Genomic DNA, 20,578 nt, shown 5'->3' with positions numbered 1-20,578 from the left:
TTGACGGGTTACCTACGGCCGGCGGGTGATTCTTGACGTGATCCGTACACCGCGTGGCGGATTGGTAATCCGATCGCCGCGTACTGGTCATCCAACGTGGACGCGCGGCCTGCGTTCCGGATCCGGCTCGGCCTGGCGCAGCACCTCCCTGCTCAGCGGCGGCACGTCGCCGCCGCCGAAGACCAGGTACCGCAGCATCGCCACGACCGGGTTGCCCTCGGCCCAGTGGAAGTAGATGTGCGGCACGGAGCCGGTCCGGTCGCGCAGGTAGAGCAGGAGGGCGGCCAGCGAGTTCGGCACGGCCGAGCTCTCGATGGCCAGGATCCGGTGGCCATAGCGTTCCTCGCCCCTGACGTGCAGCTTCGTCTCGAACTCGGAGGCGTCCGGCACCGACACCTCCACGAACATGACCGGCTCGGAGGTGCGCAGCCGGTGGTTGACCCACTGCTCGCGCAGCTTGTCGGTGTACTCGGCCTGGTCCCGCGCGTGCGGCTCGTTGGCGATCAGGTGGAGGTCGCCGCACGTCTCGTTGACGAACCGCTCGGCCAGCGGGTCGAGGCGTACCTCGGTGACCCGCAGTTCGGTGGAGCGGGTGGCGCGGGAGATCAGCGAGGTGACGACGATCGCCGCGATGAAGAACGAGGCGATCTTGACGCCGTCCGGCCGCTCGATCACGTTGTCCACCAGCGTGTACGCCAGCACGGCCGTGATGACGGCGAACCCGGCGAACGCCCCGTGCCGGCCCTTCTTCCTGGCCGACAACGTCACCGCGACGGCGGCGGAGAGCATGAGCACCAGGACGCCGGTGGCGTACGCGCCGCCCTGGGCCTCCACGTCGGCGTCGAAGATGACCGTGATGGCGAACGCGATGGCCGAGAACACCAGCACCAGCGGCCGCACCGCGCCGGTCCACTCCGGCGCCATGCCGTACCGGGGCAGGTAGCGCGGCACCAGGTTGATCAGCCCGGCCATCGCCGAGGCGCCGGCGAACCACAGGATCGCGATCGTCGAGACGTCGTACGCGGTGCCGAACCAGTCCCCCAGGTACCCGTGCGCGAGATACGCCAGCGCCCGCCCGCTCGCGCTGCCGCCCTCCTCGAACTCCTCGTGCGGGATCAGCACGGTGGTGGCGAAGCTGGAGAAGACCAGGAACCCGCTCATGATGAGCGCGGCGGTGGTGAGCAGCCGCCGGGTGCCCTTGATCCGCCCCTGGATGTCGCCCCGGACCACCGGCATCACCGCGACACCCGTCTCGAACCCGGACATGCCCAGCGCCAGCTTCGGCATGACCAGCAGCGACAGGCCGACCATGGCGAGCGGGCCGCCGAAGTCCGGGCTCAGCGCGCGCTGCCAGTCCACGACCACCTGCGGCGCGCCGATGACGTGCGCGACGGCGGTCGCCACGACCACCGCGTTCATGCCCAGGTAGACGAGGACCAGCAGGACGGCGATGCCGATGGCCTCGGTGAAGCCCATCAGGAACACGCCGCCGAGCAGCGCCAGCAGCACCAGCGTGACCAGGACCCGCTGCCCGTGCAGGAAGCCGGGCACGAACGGGTTCTCCAGGATGTGCGCGGTCGCGTCCGCCGCCGACAGTGTCATCGTGATCACGAAGTCGGTGGCCGCGAAGCCGAGCAGGGCCAGCACGAACAGCTTGCCCCACCACTGCGGCGCCAGCTTCTCCAGCATCGCGATCGAGCCCTGTCCGTAGGGGCTCTCCGCGGCCACCCGCCGGTAGACCGGCAGCGCCCCCAGCAGCGTGAGCCCCACCAGGAACACGGTGGCCAGCGGGGCGAGCAGCCCGGCCGCCAGGGCCGCGATGCCGGGCTGGTAGCCGAGGGTGGAGAAGTAGTCCACCCCGGTCAGGCACATCACCCGCCACCACGAGTGCTTGACGTGGGGACCGTGCTCGATCTGCTCGCGGTCGGTCTGCAGCCCCTGCAGCAGCCAGGAACGCACCGTCCCCGCCGTAGCGGCCGGCCGTTTCGCCAGCACCATCCGGTGATCCCCCCGTCAAAAACGCATCAAGACGCATCGCACCTTACTGAGGGTCTGGTGGTGTTTGGCATGGTTAGGGCATCAAGAAGGCGTATATATGCGTATGGCGGGTTACCGGCCTTCCGGGGACCGCGGCGTGCCCTCTGCGGGGCTTGGGCGATCCCGGCCTCGCCGGGCCGGTGGCGGCTGGGGTCCGGCCGGGAGAATTCGCCAAATCATCCGATGTCTTGACTTGACCTGAAGTCCGGGGAACCCTACGGTTCGGCCGTATGGAACACGGTGATCCTTCCCCGGACCGCCAGGTCGAGGTGACCTGCACGGTGAACGGTACGGCCCGGCGGCTCCGCGTGGACCCGCGGACGACACTGCTCGACACCCTGCGCGAACGGCTGGAGCTGACCGGCACGAAGAAGGGCTGCGACCGCGGCCAGTGCGGGGCCTGCACCGTGCACGTGGACGGCCGGCGGGTGCTGTCCTGCCTGACCATGGTGGCCACGCTGGACGGCCGGGAGGTCACCACGGTCGAGGGCCTGGCCGAGGGCGACCGGCTGCATCCGGTGCAGCGGGCCTTCATCGACCACGACGGGTTCCAGTGCGGTTTCTGCACGTCGGGACAGATCATGTCGGCGGTGGCCGTGCTGCGTGAGGGGCACGCGATGACCGACGCGGAGATCCGCGAGGCCATGTCGGGCAACATCTGCCGCTGCGGCGCCTACCCGAACATCGTCGAGGCCGTGAAGCAGGCGAGGTCCTGATGCGCGCCTTCGGCTTCGCCGCCCCAAGCGACCTCTCCGACGCCGTCGGCCTGGCCGGGGACGAGTCGGCGTTCCTGGCCGGCGGCACCACGCTGGTCGACCTGATGAAGCTCGAGGTGCTCGCCCCCGAGCAGGTCATCGACATCAACCGCCTCCCGCTGCGCGGGATCCAGGCCGGACCCGACGGCCTGCGGATCGGCGCCCTGGAGCGGATGGAGGACGTGGCCCGCCATCCCGCCGTCGCCGGGCCGTACCCGGTCATCGCGCAGGCGCTGCTCCTCAGCGCCTCGCCGCAGCTCCGCAACATGGCCAGCATCGGCGGCAACCTCCTGCAGCGGACCCGCTGCGGCTATTTCCGCGACGTGGCCACGCCCTGCAACAAGCGCTCGCCCGGCACCGGCTGCCCGGCGCAGAGCGGCGACAACCGGGGCCACGCCATCCTGGGCACGAGCTCCTCGTGCGCCGCCACGCACGCCAGCGACCTCGCGGTGACGCTGGTCGCGCTGGAGGCGTCCGTACGGCTGCGCGGCGCCGACGGCGAGCGCACGATGCCGCTGGCGGACTTCTATCTCCCGCCCGGCGACACCCCGCACCTGGAGAACCGGCTCCGGCCCGGCGAACTGGTCACCGAGGTGATCGTGCCGCCGCTGCCGTGGGCCGGGACCTCCGTCTACGTCAAGGTCCGCGACCGCCAGTCGTACGAGTTCGCGCTGGCCTCGGCCGCCGTCGCGGTGGATCTCCACGACGGCCTGGTGCGCGACGCCCGGGTCGCGGTCGGCGGCGTGGGGACCGTGCCCTGGCGGCTGCCCGCCGTCGAGGCGGCCCTGCGCGCGGGACGGAGCCACGAGGACGCGGCGGCGCTGGCCGCGGCGGGCGCGCGCCCGCTGGCCGGCAACGCTTTCAAGGTGACACTGGTGCAGCGCGCGGTCCTGCGCGCCCTGAAGGAACTGGCGGGCCCGCGATGAGGTCGGTGAACAGGGAAGACGGGCCGGTCAAGGTCACCGGCGCGGCACGCTACGCGGCCGACCACCACCCGGCGGGACTCGTCTACGGCTACGTGCTCACCAGCACGGTCGCCCGCGGCACCATCGCCGGCATGGACACCGGCCCGGCGGAGCGGGCGCCCGGGGTGGTCGCGGTCTACACCCCGTTCAACTCGCTCGAGCTCCGCCCCGACGTCAGGGATGACACCGCCGAACCCTTCGCGCCGCTGCAGGACACCCGCGTGCGCTACTACGGCCAGGTCATCGGGCTGGTCGTGGCGGAGACGTTCGAGCAGGCCAGGGACGCCGCGGCGCTGGTGACCACGCGCTACGACGCCGAGCGCCCCCGGGCCTCCTTCGCCGCCGGGCTGCCGGCCGCCGTCCCGCCGCCCGGCGGCACGCCCGAGACGGACGTGCTGGCCCCCGGCGTCGCCTCGATCGACGAGGCGCTGGCGGCGAGCGACGTCACCGTCACCGCGACCTACACCACCCCGGCCGAGACCCACGTCGCGATGGAGCCCCACGCCACCGTGGCGTCCTGGAGCGGCGACCGGCTCACGATCTACACCGCGTCCCAGGGGGTGCGGCTGGCCGTGGAGCGGCTGACGGAGTCGCTCGGCATCGACGCCGCGCAGATCCACGTGATCAACCCGTACGTGGGCGGCGGATTCGGCAACAAGTGGGGCACCTGGGCGCACACTCCGCTGACCGCGGCGGCGGCCCGCGCCCTCGACCGGCCGGTCAAGACCGTCCTCACCCGCGAGCAGGTGTTCACCGTGATCGGGCACCGGCCGATCACCAGCCAGACCGTCTCGCTCGGCGCCGCCGTGGACGGCACGCTCCTCGCCGTCAAGAACGACGGCATCTCCAGCAAGTCCGCCGCGAACGCCTTCTACGAGCCGGTCGCCGATCTCTCCCTGGCCCTCTACGGCTCGGCCAACCTGCACGTGAGCAGGAAGATCGTCACGATGGACGTCCCGGCCACGACCATCATGCGCGCGCCCGCCGAGTCCAACGGCTCCTTCGCGCTGGAGAGCGCCATGGACGAGCTGGCCGACGCGCTCGGCATGGACCCCCTCGACCTGCGCCTGAAGAACGACTCCCCGATCCACCCGGTCAGCGGGCTGCCCTGGTCCAGCAAGCACCTGGAGGAGTGCTACCGGCTGGGCGCCGAGCGGTTCGGCTGGTCTCGCCGGAACCCGCGGCCCGGTGCCGTCCTCGACGGGGACTGGCTGGTCGGCCTGGGCATGGCGACGGCCACCTTCGGCGCCTCGCGGAGCCAGGCCTCGATCGAGGTACGGCTGCGCGACGACGGCCGGGCGGTGGTGTCGGGCGCCGCGGCCGACCTCGGCACCGGGCAGTCCACCGTGTTCGCCCTCCTCGCCGCCGACGTCCTGGGCATCCCGGTGGACCGGATCACGCCCGTGCTCGGCGACTCGGCCACGCCGCCGGCGGCCAACGCGGGCGGCTCCGGCTCGACCTCCGCCAACGGGCCCGCCGTCCGGCTCGCCGCCCAGGCCGCCAAGGAGGCCGTGGTCAAGCTGGCGGCCGAGCACGAGAAGTCGCCGTTCCGGGGCGAGGCGGTCACGTACGCGGACGGGGAGGTCCGGGGCGGCGACGACGCGATGCCGTTCGGCGAGCTGCTGGCCCTGCTGGGGGTGCCCGAGGTCGAGGTCACCGCGACCTCGCCCCGCCATCCCCGGCGCGAGCACGCGTTCAGGTCGTTCGGCGCGCACTTCTGCGAGGTGCGGGTCAACCGGTGGACCGGCGAGCCGCGCGTCTCACGGTGGCTGTGCGTGGTGGACGCGGGCACGATCGTCAACGTCAAGACGGCCCGCAGCCAGATCGCCGGCGGCGTCATCATGGGGATCGGGCAGGCGCTGCTGGAGGACCTGCGGATCGAGCCGGAGACGGGCCGGTTCGGGAACGCCACGATGGCCGACTATCTGGTCCCCGTCAACACCGACATTCCGCCGATTGACGTGGATTTCCTGAATTATCCGGACACGCTGCTGAGCGAGCTCGGTGCCCGCGGCATCGGCGAGCTCAGCATCGTCGGAGCGGCGGGGGCCGTGGCGAACGCCATCCACAACGCCACCGGCAGGCGCGTCCGCGACCTCCCGATCACCCTGGACAAACTCCTCTGACCGCGCCGCGGCCCCGCGGCCCCGGGACGGGTCCGCCCTGATCAGCCTTCCGGGATGCGTACCAGCAGCATCGTGCCGCCGCCCGCCGGGCTGGAGATGTCGAGCGTGCCGCCGAGCGCCTCGACCCGGTCCGTGAGGCCGATGAGCCCCGTCCCGCGGCTCGGATCGGCGCCGCCCACCCCGTCGTCGCGGATGGACAGCCGCAGCGCCCCCTTCTCCTCCGTGACGCAGACCCGCACGAAGGTGGCGTGCGCGTGCTTGGCGATGTTCGTCAGGGCCTCGGACACCACGTAATAGGTGGTCACCTCGACCCGCTCGGCCAGCCGGCGGCCGACGTGCAGATCGAGCTCGACCGGCAGGGGCGAGCGGCGGGCCAGCGCCTTCAGCGCGGGCTCCAGGCCGCCGCTGGACAGGATGGCCGGATGCAGGCCGCGGGACACCTCCTGCAACTCCTCGACCACGCTCTTGAGGGTCCGCACGGCACGCGCCAACTGCGTCTTGGACTCCGTGCACTCGGGCGGCAGCCCGACCTGGGCGGCGCGCAGTTCGAGCCCGAGGGAGATCAGGCGCTGCTGCGTGCCGTCGTGCAGGTCGCGCTCGATGCGGCGACGGGTGTCGTCGGCGGCCGCCACGACCCGGGCGCGGGACTCGGCGAGCTGCGCGTGCGCCTGGGCGTTCCCGATCGCCGTGCCGAGCAGCTCGGTGAACTCCAGCATCCGCTTCTCCACGCCCTCGGGCAGCACCTCCGCGTCGGAGGAGACGGCGATCATCACGCCCCACATGCGCCCCTCGACGACGATGGGACAGCCGACGGCGCAGGCCACGTCCCGCTCGCGGGCCCACTCGGCGATCTCGCCGGTGACGGCGTCGTATCCGGTCATGCGGGCGGGCTGCCCGGTCTCCCATACCAGCGCGCCCACGCTCGGCTCGTGGACCGGCCACCGCGACCCCACGGGCATGCGGAACCCGGCTCCCCGCGCGCTCCAGGACCCGACGTAGACCATCGTGAGGTCCGGGTCGTAGCGCACGATCGCCGTGGTCTCCACCTTCAGGATGCGGCCCATCTCGCTCGCGACCGCGCTGAACAGCTCTGACGGCGAGACCCCGCGGGCGACCAGCGTGGCCACCCGCCGCAGGGCGCCCTGCTCCTCGATCATCTGCCGCAGCTCGTCGCGGCTCCGGCCCAGCGCGTGCGAGATGGCCGCGCGGTCGGCGGACGCGCGCAGCAGGCTCACGAGGGAGGGCCGCAGCCGCTCGATCGAGGGCCTCAGGCCCGCCTCGGCCGTGACGGGGACGACCAGCGTCCCGAACCGCGATCCGCCCTCCTCGATCGGGACGGCCACGCAGCCCTCCGGGGCGCGCACCGCACCGAGCTCGATCGTGAGGTCAGCCGTGCCCAGCGACTCGCTCAGCAGGCGCGAGGCGGCCGACAGGGCCGGGCGCAGGTCCTTCGCGCCGAGCACGAGCCGGGTCATCCGGGCGGAGAGGTCGGCGGCGCGGCGGCGCTCGTCGATCTCGCTGACCAGCGGGCGCACCAGCGCCGCGAGCAGGCAGACCATGAGCGCCACGACGAGGAAGACCACCAGCTCCAACCACTCCCTGGGGCTCAGGAGGCTGAAGGACACCACAGGGTCCAGAAAGAAGTAGGAGAAGGCGACGCCGCTGGCCGCCACGGTCGCCACGCCCAGCCACAGGCCCCACACCAGCGACACCAGCAGGATCCCGGGCACGTAGACCTCGGCCACGCCGCGCGCCGGCGTCAGCTCCATCAGGGCACCGGCCAGCAGGGTCTCCGCCGCGACGCACAGCAGGCCGACCGCGACCCCCAGGGCGAACGGCGGACGTCTCGGGCGAAGCAACGACGGCAGCAACCCCTCGCTCATAATAGGTAACTATACGCTCATATTCGCAGGTGGCAGCCTGGGTAGCAGTTCAGGTGGCGACTCCGCGGAAGCCTCGTCGGCGCCGCCGGCCCCGGCGCGGGGCATCAGAACGATCTTTCAGGACGGGACATGACCGGAAGCCCGACACGAGTGGCGCTGGCGGACGACGACGTCCTGCTCCGTGAGGGCCTCGCCACACTGCTCGAACGCAACGGGTTCGAGATCGCCGGCCAGGCCGGTAACGTCCCGGAGCTGCTCACCGTGATCCGCGACCGGAACCCGGACCTGGTCGTCATCGACATCCGGATGCCCCCGAGCCACACGACGGAGGGCCTCGACGCGGCCCACGAGATCCGCGCCGGGTGGCCGGACACGGGGATCCTGCTGCTGTCCGCGCACGTCGAGGCCGAACGGGCGATGGAGCTGCTGGCCACCGGGCACCGGGTGGGCTACCTGCTCAAGAACCGGGTGATCGACGTGGCGGACTTCGTGGGCACGCTGCGGCACATCGCGGAGGGGGGCACGGTCGTGGATCCCAGCCTGGTCCGGGAGCTCATCGCCGCCCGCCGCCGGGACGACCCCCTGGAGCAACTGACGCCGCGTGAGCGGGAGGTGCTCGCCCTGATGGCGGAGGGACGCTCGAACGCCGGCATCGCCCGCCAGCTCTGGATCACCGAGGGCACGGTGGAGAAGCACGTACGCAGCATCATGACCAGGCTGCGGCTACCCGAGACAGAGGACGTCCACCGTCGCATCCTCGCGGTGCTGACCTTCCTCGATTCCCGCTAACCGCGGTCGCGAGTCGCCCTCTTGGTGAGGATGTCCCGGATCGCCTCGGCGGACAGATCGGACTTCGACAGGAACCCGATGGAGGGGTACCGCACGAGGATGTCCGCGAAGTCGCTCTCCGGGTAGGCCGAGATGAGGATGACCTCCGATGTCCCTTTCGCCCTGCCGACCAGCCGCCGGGCCACATCGAGCCCGCACTCCTCGCCGAGCTGGACGTCGACCAGGGTGACGTCGGGCCGGCACTCGTCGAAGCGTACCAGCGCCTCGGCGCCGGTCGAGGGGATGCCGACCACGGCCATCCCCTGGCGCTCCAGCAGCCGCCGGGCCGCCCGGAGGAAGTGATCGTTGTCATCGACGATGAGGCAATGCAGTGGCACGGTTCCAGGATCTCAACAGCGGTCCCGCCATCACATTGAAGCTAGCTGGAATCCGGGCGACCCGACTGCCTGCTATCCCAAGTTGGGGGCTGGCATCGAAGACATCGGATACCCGCGCCGCGATCCTTGAGGGGATAAAGCAGCTCAGCAGGGAAGAGCAACCATCCGATGAGAGCAACATACCTGGTCAACGCGATCCCGATGGACATGGCACGGGCTATCGTACGACATGTCGTCGGCGGCTGGGTCCACCGGAGGATCGCACTGAATCACGCAGACGTGTTCCGCTGGCCCGGCTCGTTCGTCCGCCGGTTCCGCAGGTTCACCCGACGCGAGCGGCCGTCCCCGGACCACAGGGCCACCTGGATCCTGCCGGACGACCTGTCCTCGGTGCCGGCCGGACGGCGGCTGATCCACGCCCAGCTCGCCGAGTGGCATTTCCAGGGCGAGACCGACGTCGCGGAGCTCCTCGTGGACGAGCTGGTCACCAACGCGTTGCGGCACGCCTGGGGGCAGCCGGTGCTCAGCCTGTGCATCTCGGAGGGCGTGCTCCACTGCGCGGTGGAGGACGAGACGTCGGTGCTCCCGCACGCCCAGGCGCCCGGCGGCTGCGAGGAGGGCGGCCGCGGGCTGCAGATGGTCGACATGCTCTCCCAGCGCTGGGGCGTCGAGCTCACGCGTGCGGGGAAGGCTGTCTGGTTCGAGATCCGCGCGGATTGACGCCCCCGGGATCGCCCGCCGGAAGCCCCGCTCGGACGGCCCGATAGGCGAATCCCGGGCGTCAGCGGCCTCGCGGTGCCCGGCGCGCTGCGAACGGCGTCGTGGGGCGGCCAGAGAGCGCTAAGCCCGGAACCCGTGGTGCCTGTGTGGCCGGCGGGGTCCGGCCGGAGAAGGGGGCCGGATCCGGCCGGCGCGCGGGGTTCTCGACCGCATCGGCGCTGGTTAGACTCCGATCCGGGGCCCAGCCGTCCCGACCGCACCGCGCCCGGCCTGCACATCATGGCGGGTATGACGCCGACCCCCGAGTCGCCGCTCGAAGGGCCGCCCGGCAACCTCTACCAGGTCATCTCGGGCACCTCGATGTCGGCGCCGCACGTCACGGGCTCGGCCGCGCTGCTGTTCGCGCTGCACCCGGACTGGACGCCGGGACAGGTCAAGTCGGCCCTGGAGACCACGGCCAAGACCACGGTCACCAAGCAGGACCGGACCACCCCGGCCGACCCGTTCGACATGGGCGGCGGGCGCATCGACCTGACCAAGGCCGGTGACCCGGGCCTGACCCTGGACGAGAGCGCGGCCAACTTCCTCGCCTCGGCCACCGACCCGCGGGGCCGCATCGACCTCAACCTGCCCTCGATCAACGCCCCGACCATGCCGGGCATCATCACCGCCAAGCGTACGGTCACCAACACCACCGGCAGGCGGCTCACCTTCACCGCCACCGGCAAGACCGTCAGCGGCGCGAACATCACCGTGCTGCCCCCGCTGCTGTCCGTCGCGCCGGGCAAGAGCGCCACGTTCAGCGTGGTCATCACCGCTCCCGAACTGCCCGGCGGGCAGTACTTCGGCCAGGTGGACCTCAAGCAGGTCGGCGGCTCCCGCGCGCTGCACCTGCCGGTCGCGTTCTTCCGCCAGGAAGGCGTGGTGCCGGTGGACCAGACGTGCGCGCCGTCCACCATCCCGAGGAACACCGGCGAGTCCACCTGTACGGTCACCGTACGCAACGAGACGCTGGAGGACACGGAGGTGACCGTGCTCAGCACCCTGGACGGCCGCCTGCGCCTCAACAGCGTCACGGGAGCCACCAAGGTCGGCGGCCAGATCGCGACCGCCAAGGCCACGCTGCCCGGTGGCCGGCCCGCCAGCCCGACGATCGCCCCGGGCACCGGACCCTCCGGCTACCTCCCGCTGGACCTCTTCGGCGTCACCCCCATCCCGATCGGCGACGAGCAGGGGCTGAACTTCACCCTGCCCCCGTTCGTCTTCGCGGGCGCCAACCACACCAGGCTCGGCGTCACCTCCAACGGCTACAGCATCGCGGGCGGTGTCGCCGCCGACGACATCCAGGCCGTCCCGCAGACGCTGCCCGACCCGGCACAGCCGAACGGCGTGCTCGCCTCCTACTGGACCAACCTCGACGGCACCGGCGCGCCGGGCATCCTGGCCACGATCCTGACCGACGGCGTCAACGACTGGGTGGTGGTGGAGTGGCGGCTGAACGTAGCCGGCACCAACACCCTCAAGGTGTTCCAGCAGTGGATCGGGATCAACGGCGTCGAGGACATCACCTACGTCTACGACCCGGCCAACCCGCCCGGCGCCCCGCCGGCGGGCGCGGCGCTGACCGTCGGTGCCGAGAACCAGGACGGCACGGGGGGCGCCCAGATCAGCGGGCCGCCCACCGAGGACCTGGTGGTCCGCAGCACCCCCGCGGCTCCACGGGCACCATGCCGGTCTCGTGGGTCCCGGCGGCGCGGGCGGCAGGCCCGGGAGCGAGCCGGAACCGCGGGCGCTGGAAACCGCCGATGGCAGCGCGATTCCAGCTTGCGGAATTCGACTGACGAGGGATTGCGCATAGTGGAAGCCCTACATAGGTTCCCCTTAACCAGGCGGTAACACGAGCCCCAGGTTAGGAAGGAGGCGGCCGTGGCGTCCCTCGCCCGCGTGTCTGCCGGACGCGGCCCGGATCTCGGCCTCAAGGTGGCGGGCATCGCGGTGGCGCTGCTGCTGGTGGAGCTGTTCACGCGCAGCGGGCTGCTGCCGGAGCGGTGGTTCCCGCCGGCCGGCGAGATCTACGCCGAGTTCTTCCGGCTGGCCGGCGGACGGCCGCTGTGGGTGGAGATCGGCCGGACCCTGCTCGGCTGGGCCACCGGGCTCGGCCTGGGCGCGGTGCTCGCCGTGCCCGTCGGCATGGTGCTCGGTTCCAGCCGCACGGCCTTCCGGCTGGCCCGCGTCGTCATCGAGTTCTGCCGCCCGGTGCCACCGGTGGCGCTGATCCCGCTGACCGTCCTGGTCTACGGCACGGGCCTGACGACGAAGGTCTTCCTCGTCGCCTTCGCCGTCTTCTGGCCGATGCTGTTCCAGACCATCTACGGCGTCCAGGACGTGGACCCGGTGGCCACCGACACCGCCCGCGCTTACGGGCTGGGGACGTTCGCCCGGTTCCGCACGGTGGTGCTCCCCAGCGCCACCCCCTACATCGCGACCGGCCTGCGCATCTCGTCGTCCATCGCGCTCATCCTGACGATCACCGAGGAACTGGTCGTCGGCACGCCGGGCCTCGGCCGGGCCATCATCGTCGCCCAGTCCGCGGGCGGCACCACCCGCATGTACGCGCTGATCATCGCGACCGGCCTGCTCGGCTGGGTCCTCAACGCGGCGTTCGGCGCCCTGGAACGACGGGTGCTGTCCTGGCATCCCGCGCAACGGCAGGAGGTGGCCCGATGACGCGTACCGCGATCGACGCGGCGGCCGGCGGGCGGACCCGCCCGGCGTCCCGCGCGAACCGCCGGGTGGGACGCGCGCTGCGGCTGCTCGGGCTGTCGCTCGTCGTCCCGGCCGTCCTGCTGGCGGGCGTCTGGTGGTGGACGGGCCAGGCGGGCAACTTCTACTTCCCGCCGGCCTCCGAGGTCGCCCGGTATTTCGCCGATCTGTGGCTCTTCGATCGGGTGAGCGGGGACGTGCTGCCCAGCCTCGGCCGGATGTTCGCCGGATACGCGATCGCGGTGGTCGCCGGGGTGGTGCTCGGCACGGCGCTCGGGCTGTTCCGGCCGCTGCGCACCGCGGCCGACCCGGTGGTCCAGTTCCTGCGGGCGCTGCCGCCGCCGGCGCTGATCCCGTTCGCGCTGCTGCTGTTCGGCGCCGGCGACTGGTCGAAGGTCTTCATCATCGCGCTGGGCACGGTGTGGCCCATCCTGCTCAACACCATCGACGGCGTCCGCGGCGTCGAGGCGCAGCAACTGGAGGCGGCGCGCTCGTTCCAGATCCCGGCCTGGGCCCGGCTGACGCGGATCGTCCTCCCCGCGGCCACCCCGCGGATCTTCGCGGGCATGCGGACCAGCCTGTCCATCGCGATCATCCTGATGGTGGTCTCGGAGATGGTCGCCAGCGACAACGGGATCGGCTACTTCGTGCTGGAGTCGCAGCGGTCCTTCGCCATCCCGGAGATGTGGACCGGGATCGTGCTGCTCGGTGTGCTCGGCTTCGTCCTCAACTGGCTCTTCGTGGTAATGGAGGCTCGCGTCTTGTTCTGGCACCGCGGTCTGAAGGGGAACTCCGATGCTTGAGGTCGCCCAGCTCAGCAAGGTCTACGGGCCGGACCCGACCGCCCGGCCCGCCGTCGCCGACCTGACCTTCGACGTCGCCGCGCGCGAGTTCGTCTGCATCCTGGGGTCGTCCGGGTGCGGGAAGACCACGATGCTGCGCTGCCTGGCGGGGCTGGAGCCGGCCACCTCCGGCCAGGTGCGGCTGCGGGACGAGGTGGTGGCCGGGCCGCCCAGGGAGATGGCCTTCGTCTTCCAGGACTACAGCAGGTCGCTGTACCCGTGGATGACGGTGGAGCGCAACGTCGCCTTCCCGCTGCGCTACAAGGGGGTCTCGAAGCAGGAGGCGCGGGCCACCACCCACGAGGCGCTGGAGGCCGTCGGCCTCGGCGGGCGTGGCCGGTCCTACCCGTGGCAGCTCTCCGGCGGCATGCAGCAGCGCGTGGCCATCGCCCGGGCGCTGGCCTACCGGCCGCAGATCCTGCTGATGGACGAGCCGTTCGCCTCGGTCGACGCGCAGACCCGGGCGGGCCTGGAGGACCTGCTGCTCGACGTCTGGCGCCAGTACGAGATCACCGTGCTGTTCGTCACGCACGACATCGACGAGGCGGTCTATCTGGCCGACCGCGTCCTGGTCCTGCGGGCGCCCGCGCACGTGGCGCTCACCGTCAAGGTGGACCTCCCCCGGCCGCGCGACCAGCTCACCACCAAGGGCCATCCGGACTTCGGCCGGCTGCGCAGCGAGCTGCTCGGCGCGCTCAGCCCGGCGGGGACACCGCAATGACGAGGCCCGGCGGGATCGCGGCGGCGATGACGCGCCGGCGGACCGACGCGATCACGAGGACCGGCCGGCTGCCCGGGATCGGCGCCCTGCTGGTGGCCTTGTTCCTGGTCACGGCGTGCAGCGACTATCCCGGTGACCTGTCCGGCGGCGGAGCCGGGACCGCCGGTGGCGGCGCCGGACTGACCCAGATCAAGGTGTCCGACACGGCCGGCATGCCCGCGGCCTTCCTGACCTACGGGGTGCAGCGCGGCTTCTTCAAGGAGGAGGGCCTGGACGTCCAGATGCAGACCTCGGCGGGCGGCGCCGCGGTGATCCCGGCGCTGCTCAACGGCGGGCTGGACGTGGCCGGCTCCAACGTCGTCTCCGCGGTGATCGCGATGAACCGGGGCCTGCCGCTCACCATGGTCGGCTCGGGCACCAGCACGGCCGACGACCCGGAGCAGGACTTCTCCGGGATCGCCGTCCCGGCGAACAGCGCGATCACCGGCGCGGCGGGGGTGAACGGCAAGCGGATCGCCGTCAACACGCTGCGCAACATCAACGACGTCGTGATCGACGCCGCCATCCGCAAGGCGGGGGCCACGCCGGCCGGCGTCAAGTACGTCGAGATGGGCTTCCCCGAGATGCTGCCCGCCCTGGAGCGCGGCGACGTGGACGCGGCGATGCTGATCGAGCCGTTCCTGACCATGGCGCGGTCGGCCGGGATGCGGGTGGTCGCAGACCCGTACTCCGACGCCCGGCGCGGCCTGCAGATCGGCACCTACCTCATGGCGGCCCAGAAGGCGCGGCAGAACCCGCGGCTGGTGTCCTCCTTCCAGGCGGGCGTGCGCCGGACGGCGGAGTCGATCCGGCGGGACCCGGCCACGTTCCGCACGGCGCTGCCGAAGATCGCGGGGCTCAAGCCCGACCTGGCCGGGAAGATCCACCTGCCGCAGTGGAAGGGGACCACCGACCGTGCCTCGGTGGACCTCATCGCGGCCTCCATGAGGCGCCTGGGCCTCACCGACCGTGCCTTCGACCACGACAGGTACGTCCTCAAATAGCGGGCCGGCGCCCGCTCTAGGTCATCAGGAGCAGGCCGCGGGCGCTCAGGCCGTCGAGCACGTGCCGGGGCAGCGCGGGACACTGCGACACGTACACCTCCTTGATCGAGGGCAGGCCGGCGAGCGGGCGCAGGTCCGTCAGCTTGGGGCAGCTCGCCACGTGCAACTGCTCCAGGTGGAGCACCCCGGCGAACGGGGTGAAATCCGCCAGGTCCAGGCCCTGGACGGTCAGGTGGCGCAGGGCGGGCATAGCGGCGATGCCGTCGAGGCTGGTCAGCCGCGCGCAGTGCATGTGCAGCTCGGTGACGGCACCGAGGCCGTGCAGTCCTTGCAGTGTTGTGATCTTGGTTCGGCTCACGTCCAGCTCGATCAGGTCGCCCAGAGCCGGAGGAGACGGTCGGACTCGGGGAGAGCGGCTGACCTCATGCCACGGCACCCTGGGGGGAAGGCGGGAACGGTTCGGGCCGAGCAGGTCGGCGCGGCACACGTTCCGGGGTGTCAGAGGTCGGGGCGCGCCGGGTCAGGGGTTGGCGCGCAGCAGGCGCTGGACGGCCGCGGCGGCCCGGTCGAGCAGCGGTACGAAGTCGCGGCGGGCGTCGGCCTGGCCGATCCGGGCCGCGGGCAGCAGCACGGCCAGCGCCGCCAGCGGGGCGTTGGCCAGGTCGCGCACCGCCACCGCGACCGCGCACACGCCCTCCTCGCCCTCCTGCTCGTTGAGCGCGTACCCGTGCCGCCGCACCAGCGCCAGCTCCTTCTCCAGCCGTTCCCAGGTGGAGATGGAGTTCGGGGTGCGGGTGACCAGGGTCCGGTCCTGGAAACGGCGGTCCAGCTCCGTCTCGGACAGCCCGGCCAGGAGCGCCTTGCCCGCGGCCGTGCAGTGCGCGGGCATGACGATGCCGGTGCGGTCGCCGACGCGCACCGTGCGCGGGCTCTCGACGCAGTCCAGGAAGCGGACGTTGCGGCCCTCGATCAGGCTGAGGCTGACGGTCTCCCGGGTCCGCTCGCTGAGCTCCTCCAGCACCGGCCGGGCGACCGAGCGGATGTCGATCCGCCCGATGGCGGCCAGCCCGATCTCGTGCAGCACCGGGCCGGGCCGGTAGACCCCGTTGGGCTTGTCCTGGAGCACGAAACCGTGCCTGCGCAGCGCGCTGAGCAGGCGGTGCGCCGTCGAGCGCGCCACGCCGAGCCGGTCGGCGGCCTCGGAGACGCGGATGGCGCGCTGCTCGCCGATCAGGGCGAGCAGGCTCAGCGCGTTGTCCACCGATGTGGGCACGGATTCGAGCCCCGGAGCAGAATTCGACATGAAGGAACTCTATCGCCATGCCTTTCGCATCTCCGGAATAGCTGATTACGTCGGAGGCATGACCCAGCGCACTGATCTCCCGGTGATCGTCGTCGGGGCGGGGCCGGTCGGCATGACGGCGGCGGCACGGCTGGCCGCGGACGGCCTGCCCGTGGTGGTGGTGGAGGCCGAGCCCGTGCCGAAGACGGACTGGCGGGCCTCGACCTTCCACGCGGCCACGCTGGAGCTGCTGCAGGGTGTCGGTGTGACGGACCAGATGACCGCCGAGGGCCTGGTCGCGCCGATCTACCACTTCCGCGACCGCAGGGACGGCCTGGTGGCCGCGTTCGACTTCGGGTTACTGGCCGGCGAGACGGCCTTCCCGTACCGGCTCCAGCTCAACCAGCAGCACCTGGTACGGATGCTGCACGACCGGCTGCGCGCCGACGACCGCGTGGAGCTGCTGTTCGGCTGCCGGGCCACCGGCGTGGCCAGCTCCGCGGACGGCGTCACCGCCACCGTCCAGACCCCGGACGGCCCGCGCGAGCTGCGCGGCAGCCACCTGATCGGCGCGGACGGCCCGGCCAGTACGGTACGCCGGTCCCTGGGCATCGAGTTCGCCGGCTACACCTACCCCGAGCGCTTCCTCATCGTCAGCACCACCGTCGACCTGAGCGCGCTCATCCCCGGCCTGGCCCACGTCAACTACATCGCCGATCCGGCCCAGTGGCTGTTCCTGCTGCGCACGCCCGAGTCGTGGCGGGCGGTCTATCCGGTGCCGCCGGACGAGCCCACGGCGACGGCGACCGCGCCGGACCGGATGCAGGAGCAGCTCCAGGCGGTGGCACCCTACGCGGGCGGCTATCCGATCGTCGACTTCCAGGTCTACAACGTGCACCAGCGGGTCGCCGCCACGTTCCGGGCCGGGAACATCGTGCTGGCCGGCGACGCGGCGCACATCAACAGCCCGCTCGGCGGTGTCGGCCTCAACAGCGGCATCCACGACGTGATGGACGCGGCCGCCCGCATCGCGCGGATCCGGACCGGCCAGGGCGATCCCGACGCGGAACTGGGTATGTACGCTGCTGTGCGGCGCCAGGTCGCCACCGAGTACATCCCGCTGTTGAGGCCGACACGCAGCGCAACACCGAACGTCTCAAGGAGACCGACGAGACGCGCCGGCGGGCCAACCAGGAGGAGATGCGGGCGATCGCGGCGGATCCGGCGCGGGCCCGCGCCTACATGCGGCGGGTCTCGCTGCTGGAGAGCGTGCGGCGCTTCGGCATCGGCCTGCCACCCGGACACACCATGGAGGTGCCGTCATGACGACGACGACCGACGAACTGGAGGGCCTGTACGCGCGCCTGTCGGCGGCGGGCCTGCGGCCCCTGTGGACCATCACCGAGCAGTTGCTCACCCCCACCCCTCAGCCCAGGTCGGTGCCCTGGCTCTGGCCGGGACGGGTGCTGCGCCCGCTGGCCGAGGAGGCCATCCGGCTGGTGCCGGTGGAGCGTGGCGGCGAGCGCCGGGTGCTGTCCCTGGCCAACCCCGGGCTGGACGGCAAGCCGTACGCGGCCGGCACGTTGTGGGGCGCCCTCCAGGCCCTGGGCCCGGGCGAGTCGGCCCCCGCCCACCGGCACTCCCCCGGCGCCATCCGGTTCGTCCTGTCCGGACAGGGCGTCTGGACCACGGTGAACGGCGAGTCCTGCGCGATGGCCCCGGGCGACCTGATCCTCACGCCCTCGTGGGCCTGGCACGACCACACCAACGGCGGCGACGAGCCGATGTTCTGGTTCGACGGCCTCGACCTGCCGATGATCGATGCCCTGGACGGCATCTTCTTCGAGCCGCATCCCGAGGACCGCCAGGCGGTGCGGGGCCCGCACGACCCCGCGGGGCGCGGCCCTGCGTTCGTCCCCGGACAGGTCACCGTGGCCCTGGACCCGGCGCCGTCCCCGCTGCTGGTCTACCGGTGGGCCGACACCGACGCCGAGCTGACCCGGCTGGCGGAGGACACCGACGCGGGCGTGGTGAGCCTGGAGTTCACGAACCCGGTCTCGGGTGCCAGCGTCCTGCCCACGCTCGCCTGCGGGATGCACCGGATCGTCCCGGGACGTACCGCTTTGCCCGTCCGGCGCAGCGGCAACGTCGTCTACGTCGTCCTCCGGGGCGAGGGGCACTCGGTCATGGCGGGGCGCCGCTTCGACTGGGAGGCGGGTGACATGTTCGTGGCGCCGTCGTGGGTGCCGGTGGAGCATCACGCCGCCACGCCGGCGGATCTGTTCAGCCTCGGTGACGCCCCGGTGCACCGCGCGCTGGGGATCTACCGGGAGGAGACTCTCGGCGCCCCGCAGGCCGTCACGTCCACGTTCTTCCCTGAGGAGCCCGCATGAGACTGGCCCTGTTCGACGACCACCGGCTCGGGGTGGTGACCGGCGACGGCGTCGTCGACGTGACGGACGCGCTGCCCTGGCCCCACGATCCCGACCCGCTGAGCGCGGGCTGGTGGCGCCGGCTGTGCCGCGACTTCGCGGACGCGCGGGAGGCGCTGGAGAAGGCCGCCGCGCTGGGCCGCCCGGTACGGCCGGCGCGGCTGCTCGCCCCGGCCCTCAACCCCTCCAAGATCGTCGCCTCGGCCACGCGAGGGCGTCCAGGTCGCCGCCCATCGGCGCGGTGCCCTCGGTACGGGGCGTCCACCGAGCCCAGGATTCTTGTACTCGAAAGATCGTGCGCCGGCCTTCGGATGGCGCGGCCTTCGAGGGGCAACAGCCACCTCTGCCTGGGGAAACTTCCGGTGCTTCCATAGCGGCGGCTTATGAGCGCCATCCGGCGGGCTTCTGGGTGCCATCGGGCCCTGATGTCCTAGGATTTGCTGGGTCGTTATCCCACGAACAAGGAAAGCCCCGTGCCCGACGACACCCGCGCCACCGCCCTCACGGTCGACCAGTTCATCCCCGCGCCGCCGGCCAAGGTCTGGAGGTCCCTGACCGAGCCCGAGCTGCTCGCCCGCTGGTGGGCTCCCGGTGACATCCGTGCCGTCGTCGGCCACCGGTTCCACCTGCAGATGCCCGGCTGGGGCGCGGTGCCGTGCGAGGTGCTCGAGGTCGAGCCGCACGAGCGGCTCGTCTACACCTTCAACGGCACCTGGACACTGACCTGGCGCCTGGTCGCCGAGGGCAAGGGCACGCGGCTGCTGCTCGAGCATTCGGGCTTCGACCTGGACGACAAGCGGGACCGCGCCGCGTTCGACCGGATGGGGCGGGGATGGCGGAGCACGGTCCTGCCCCGGCTGGCCGGCCTCGCCGCCGCGCCCTGAATCCTGAAGTACGACACCGCGGACGGCAACGTGCGCTGGGAGCCGACCGCGGGGACCGGCGGACGGCCCGCGCGCGGGTCAGTACGGATGGGCCTCTTCGAGGGGCGCCCCGGCCAGGCGCGCCGCCACCACACTCCTGTGCGTCGGGCAGTCGAGCAGGTCGTCGTGCGGGCAGGCCAGGGCGTGGGCGATGGCGGTGCGCGCCGCCTGCGCCCGGGCGATCCGCCGGTCCAGCTCGCCGAGCGTCCACTGCTCGTCCATGTTGACTTCAAGCGTACTTGAAGTCGTTGACTTGGCCATCGTGACGACAACGACGGCCGCTCTGAAGCGGCGTGCGATCGGGACGATAGTGCGGCAGTTCGGCCACCCCCGCGGCCTCCCCGGCCGCGTGGCCGGGTGGATCATGGCCCATCGCGGCTCCAACGTGCGGCGCAACCGGTGGGCGGTCTCACTGCTGGACGTACGGCCCACGGACCGGGTGCTCGAGGTCGGCTTCGGCCCCGGCATCGCCATCGCCGAGCTCGCCGGCCGCGCCACCCGCGGCCGGGTGTACGGCGTGGACCACTCCGAGGTCATGGTCCGGCAGGCCGGCCGGCGCAACGCCGCCGCCGTCCGCGCCCGCCGGGTGGAGCTGATCCACGCCTCGGCGGACCGCCTGCCCGGCTTCGACGAACCGCTCGACGCCATCCTCTCCGTGAACTCCCTGGGGTTCTGGCCCGATGCGGTGGACCACCTTCGCCGGCTCCGCGGCCTGCTCCGACCCGGCGGGCGCATCGCGCTCACCACGCAGCCCCGCTCCCCCGGCGCCGACGCCGGGACCACGGCCCGGGCCGCCCGCGAGCTCCAGGACCTGCTGGCCCGGGCGGGCTTCACCGGGTTCCGGGTCGAGACCCTCGACCTCGACCCGCCGGCCGCCTGCGTCCTGGCCGAGAACCCGGCCGGCGGGCCCTCCTGAGGTC

23 protein-coding genes are annotated in these 20,578 nt (G+C 72.1%); 15 read left to right on the top strand and 8 right to left on the bottom strand.

All coding sequences use genetic code 11. The features are described 5' to 3' along the window. Nucleotides 1–87: 87 nt before the first annotated feature. Complete coding sequence (locus tag ABGB18_RS03635; RefSeq protein ID WP_347693858.1) at nucleotides 88–1,959, bottom strand: amino acid transporter; 1,872 nt, start codon at nucleotides 1,957–1,959, stop codon at nucleotides 88–90. A 308-nt stretch (nucleotides 1,960–2,267) separates the two neighbouring features. Between ABGB18_RS03635 and ABGB18_RS03630 the strand changes: the two genes are divergently transcribed. From ABGB18_RS03630 to ABGB18_RS03620, 3 genes are read left to right on the top strand one after another with little or no spacing between them, the layout of a single operon-like run. After that, a complete protein-coding gene (locus tag ABGB18_RS03630; RefSeq protein ID WP_347693857.1) occupies nucleotides 2,268–2,753 on the top strand; it encodes a (2Fe-2S)-binding protein in 486 nt (161 codons plus the stop codon). Next, nucleotides 2,753–3,718, top strand: a complete 966-nt coding sequence (locus tag ABGB18_RS03625; RefSeq protein WP_347693856.1) for a xanthine dehydrogenase family protein subunit M — start codon at nucleotides 2,753–2,755, stop codon at nucleotides 3,716–3,718. Before ABGB18_RS03630 ends, ABGB18_RS03625 begins: the two co-directional genes overlap by 1 nt. Next, nucleotides 3,715–5,883, top strand: a complete 2,169-nt coding sequence (locus ABGB18_RS03620; RefSeq protein WP_347693855.1) for a xanthine dehydrogenase family protein molybdopterin-binding subunit — start codon at nucleotides 3,715–3,717, stop codon at nucleotides 5,881–5,883. Before ABGB18_RS03625 ends, ABGB18_RS03620 begins: the two co-directional genes overlap by 4 nt. 41 nt (nucleotides 5,884–5,924) lie before the next feature. Here ABGB18_RS03620 and ABGB18_RS03615 read toward each other — a convergent pair whose 3' ends face one another. Beyond that, nucleotides 5,925–7,766 (bottom strand): DUF4118 domain-containing protein, encoded by a 1,842-nt coding sequence (locus ABGB18_RS03615; protein ID WP_347693854.1) that lies wholly within the window; start codon nucleotides 7,764–7,766, stop codon nucleotides 5,925–5,927. Nucleotides 7,767–7,895: 129 nt separating this feature from the next. On the opposite strand from ABGB18_RS03615, the gene ABGB18_RS03610 reads away from it, so the two are divergent. Beyond that, nucleotides 7,896–8,555 carry a response regulator transcription factor gene (locus tag ABGB18_RS03610; protein WP_347693853.1) on the top strand — a complete coding sequence of 220 codons (660 nt, stop codon included), beginning with the start codon at nucleotides 7,896–7,898 and terminating at the stop codon, nucleotides 8,553–8,555. On the opposite strand, the gene ABGB18_RS03605 is transcribed toward ABGB18_RS03610, so the two are convergent. Continuing rightward, nucleotides 8,552–8,932, bottom strand: a complete 381-nt coding sequence (locus ABGB18_RS03605; protein WP_347693852.1) for a response regulator — start codon at nucleotides 8,930–8,932, stop codon at nucleotides 8,552–8,554. The genes ABGB18_RS03610 and ABGB18_RS03605 overlap by 4 nt on opposite strands. A 279-nt stretch (nucleotides 8,933–9,211) precedes the next feature. Between ABGB18_RS03605 and ABGB18_RS03600 the strand changes: the two genes are divergently transcribed. From ABGB18_RS03600 to ABGB18_RS03575, 6 genes are all read left to right on the top strand, one after another. Next, on the top strand, nucleotides 9,212–9,652 hold the full coding sequence (locus tag ABGB18_RS03600) for an ATP-binding protein (protein WP_347693851.1): 441 nt from the start codon (nucleotides 9,212–9,214) through the stop codon (nucleotides 9,650–9,652). A gap of 75 nt (nucleotides 9,653–9,727) precedes the next feature. Next, nucleotides 9,728–11,548, top strand: a complete 1,821-nt coding sequence (locus tag ABGB18_RS03595; RefSeq protein ID WP_347693850.1) for a S8 family serine peptidase — start codon at nucleotides 9,728–9,730, stop codon at nucleotides 11,546–11,548. A 30-nt stretch (nucleotides 11,549–11,578) separates the two neighbouring features. After that, nucleotides 11,579–12,379, top strand: coding sequence for an ABC transporter permease (locus ABGB18_RS03590; protein WP_347693849.1), 801 nt, complete (start codon nucleotides 11,579–11,581; stop codon nucleotides 12,377–12,379). Beyond that, nucleotides 12,376–13,218 carry an ABC transporter permease gene (locus ABGB18_RS03585; RefSeq protein WP_347693847.1) on the top strand — a complete coding sequence of 281 codons (843 nt, stop codon included), beginning with the start codon at nucleotides 12,376–12,378 and terminating at the stop codon, nucleotides 13,216–13,218. The genes ABGB18_RS03590 and ABGB18_RS03585 overlap by 4 nt, the downstream gene beginning before the upstream one ends. Continuing rightward, nucleotides 13,211–13,978, top strand: a complete 768-nt coding sequence (locus tag ABGB18_RS03580; RefSeq protein ID WP_347693846.1) for an ABC transporter ATP-binding protein — start codon at nucleotides 13,211–13,213, stop codon at nucleotides 13,976–13,978. The genes ABGB18_RS03585 and ABGB18_RS03580 overlap by 8 nt, the downstream gene beginning before the upstream one ends. Continuing rightward, nucleotides 13,975–15,021, top strand: a complete 1,047-nt coding sequence (locus ABGB18_RS03575; protein ID WP_347693845.1) for an ABC transporter substrate-binding protein — start codon at nucleotides 13,975–13,977, stop codon at nucleotides 15,019–15,021. Before ABGB18_RS03580 ends, ABGB18_RS03575 begins: the two co-directional genes overlap by 4 nt. 16 nt (nucleotides 15,022–15,037) lie before the next feature. Here ABGB18_RS03575 and ABGB18_RS03570 read toward each other — a convergent pair whose 3' ends face one another. From ABGB18_RS03570 to ABGB18_RS03555, 4 genes are all read right to left on the bottom strand, one after another. Further along, nucleotides 15,038–15,379, bottom strand: a complete 342-nt coding sequence (locus tag ABGB18_RS03570) for a hypothetical protein (protein ID WP_347693844.1) — start codon at nucleotides 15,377–15,379, stop codon at nucleotides 15,038–15,040. A gap of 162 nt (nucleotides 15,380–15,541) precedes the next feature. Then, a complete protein-coding gene (locus ABGB18_RS03565) occupies nucleotides 15,542–16,324 on the bottom strand; it encodes an IclR family transcriptional regulator (RefSeq protein ID WP_347693843.1) in 783 nt (260 codons plus the stop codon). Between the two features lie 45 nt (nucleotides 16,325–16,369). After that, nucleotides 16,370–16,543 (bottom strand): hypothetical protein, encoded by a 174-nt coding sequence (locus tag ABGB18_RS03560; RefSeq protein ID WP_347693842.1) that lies wholly within the window; start codon nucleotides 16,541–16,543, stop codon nucleotides 16,370–16,372. 118 nt (nucleotides 16,544–16,661) lie between these two features. Continuing rightward, nucleotides 16,662–17,306, bottom strand: coding sequence for a hypothetical protein (locus ABGB18_RS03555; RefSeq protein WP_347693841.1), 645 nt, complete (start codon nucleotides 17,304–17,306; stop codon nucleotides 16,662–16,664). A gap of 197 nt (nucleotides 17,307–17,503) precedes the next feature. On the opposite strand from ABGB18_RS03555, the gene ABGB18_RS03550 reads away from it, so the two are divergent. From ABGB18_RS03550 to ABGB18_RS03535, 4 genes are all read left to right on the top strand, one after another. After that, nucleotides 17,504–17,629: a hypothetical protein gene (locus ABGB18_RS03550; RefSeq protein ID WP_347693840.1), complete on the top strand. Its 126-nt coding sequence runs from the start codon at nucleotides 17,504–17,506 to the stop codon at nucleotides 17,627–17,629. Then, nucleotides 17,626–18,696: a cupin domain-containing protein gene (locus ABGB18_RS03545; protein ID WP_347693839.1), complete on the top strand. Its 1,071-nt coding sequence runs from the start codon at nucleotides 17,626–17,628 to the stop codon at nucleotides 18,694–18,696. The genes ABGB18_RS03550 and ABGB18_RS03545 overlap by 4 nt, the downstream gene beginning before the upstream one ends. After that, complete coding sequence (locus ABGB18_RS03540) at nucleotides 18,693–19,109, top strand: hypothetical protein (protein WP_347693838.1); 417 nt, start codon at nucleotides 18,693–18,695, stop codon at nucleotides 19,107–19,109. Before ABGB18_RS03545 ends, ABGB18_RS03540 begins: the two co-directional genes overlap by 4 nt. Nucleotides 19,110–19,208: 99 nt before the next feature. Beyond that, nucleotides 19,209–19,619: an SRPBCC domain-containing protein gene (locus tag ABGB18_RS03535; RefSeq protein WP_347693837.1), complete on the top strand. Its 411-nt coding sequence runs from the start codon at nucleotides 19,209–19,211 to the stop codon at nucleotides 19,617–19,619. Between the two features lie 78 nt (nucleotides 19,620–19,697). Here ABGB18_RS03535 and ABGB18_RS03530 read toward each other — a convergent pair whose 3' ends face one another. After that, on the bottom strand, nucleotides 19,698–19,880 hold the full coding sequence (locus tag ABGB18_RS03530; RefSeq protein WP_347693836.1) for a hypothetical protein: 183 nt from the start codon (nucleotides 19,878–19,880) through the stop codon (nucleotides 19,698–19,700). A 40-nt stretch (nucleotides 19,881–19,920) separates the two neighbouring features. Between ABGB18_RS03530 and ABGB18_RS03525 the strand changes: the two genes are divergently transcribed. Then, nucleotides 19,921–20,574: a class I SAM-dependent methyltransferase gene (locus tag ABGB18_RS03525; protein ID WP_347693835.1), complete on the top strand. Its 654-nt coding sequence runs from the start codon at nucleotides 19,921–19,923 to the stop codon at nucleotides 20,572–20,574. Nucleotides 20,575–20,578: the final 4 nt, after the last annotated feature.

Source organism: Nonomuraea sp. B12E4, from assembly GCF_039871825.1.
Lineage (GTDB): Bacteria > Actinomycetota > Actinomycetes > Streptosporangiales > Streptosporangiaceae > Nonomuraea.
This window is presented reverse-complemented; position numbering and strand designations above follow the sequence as displayed.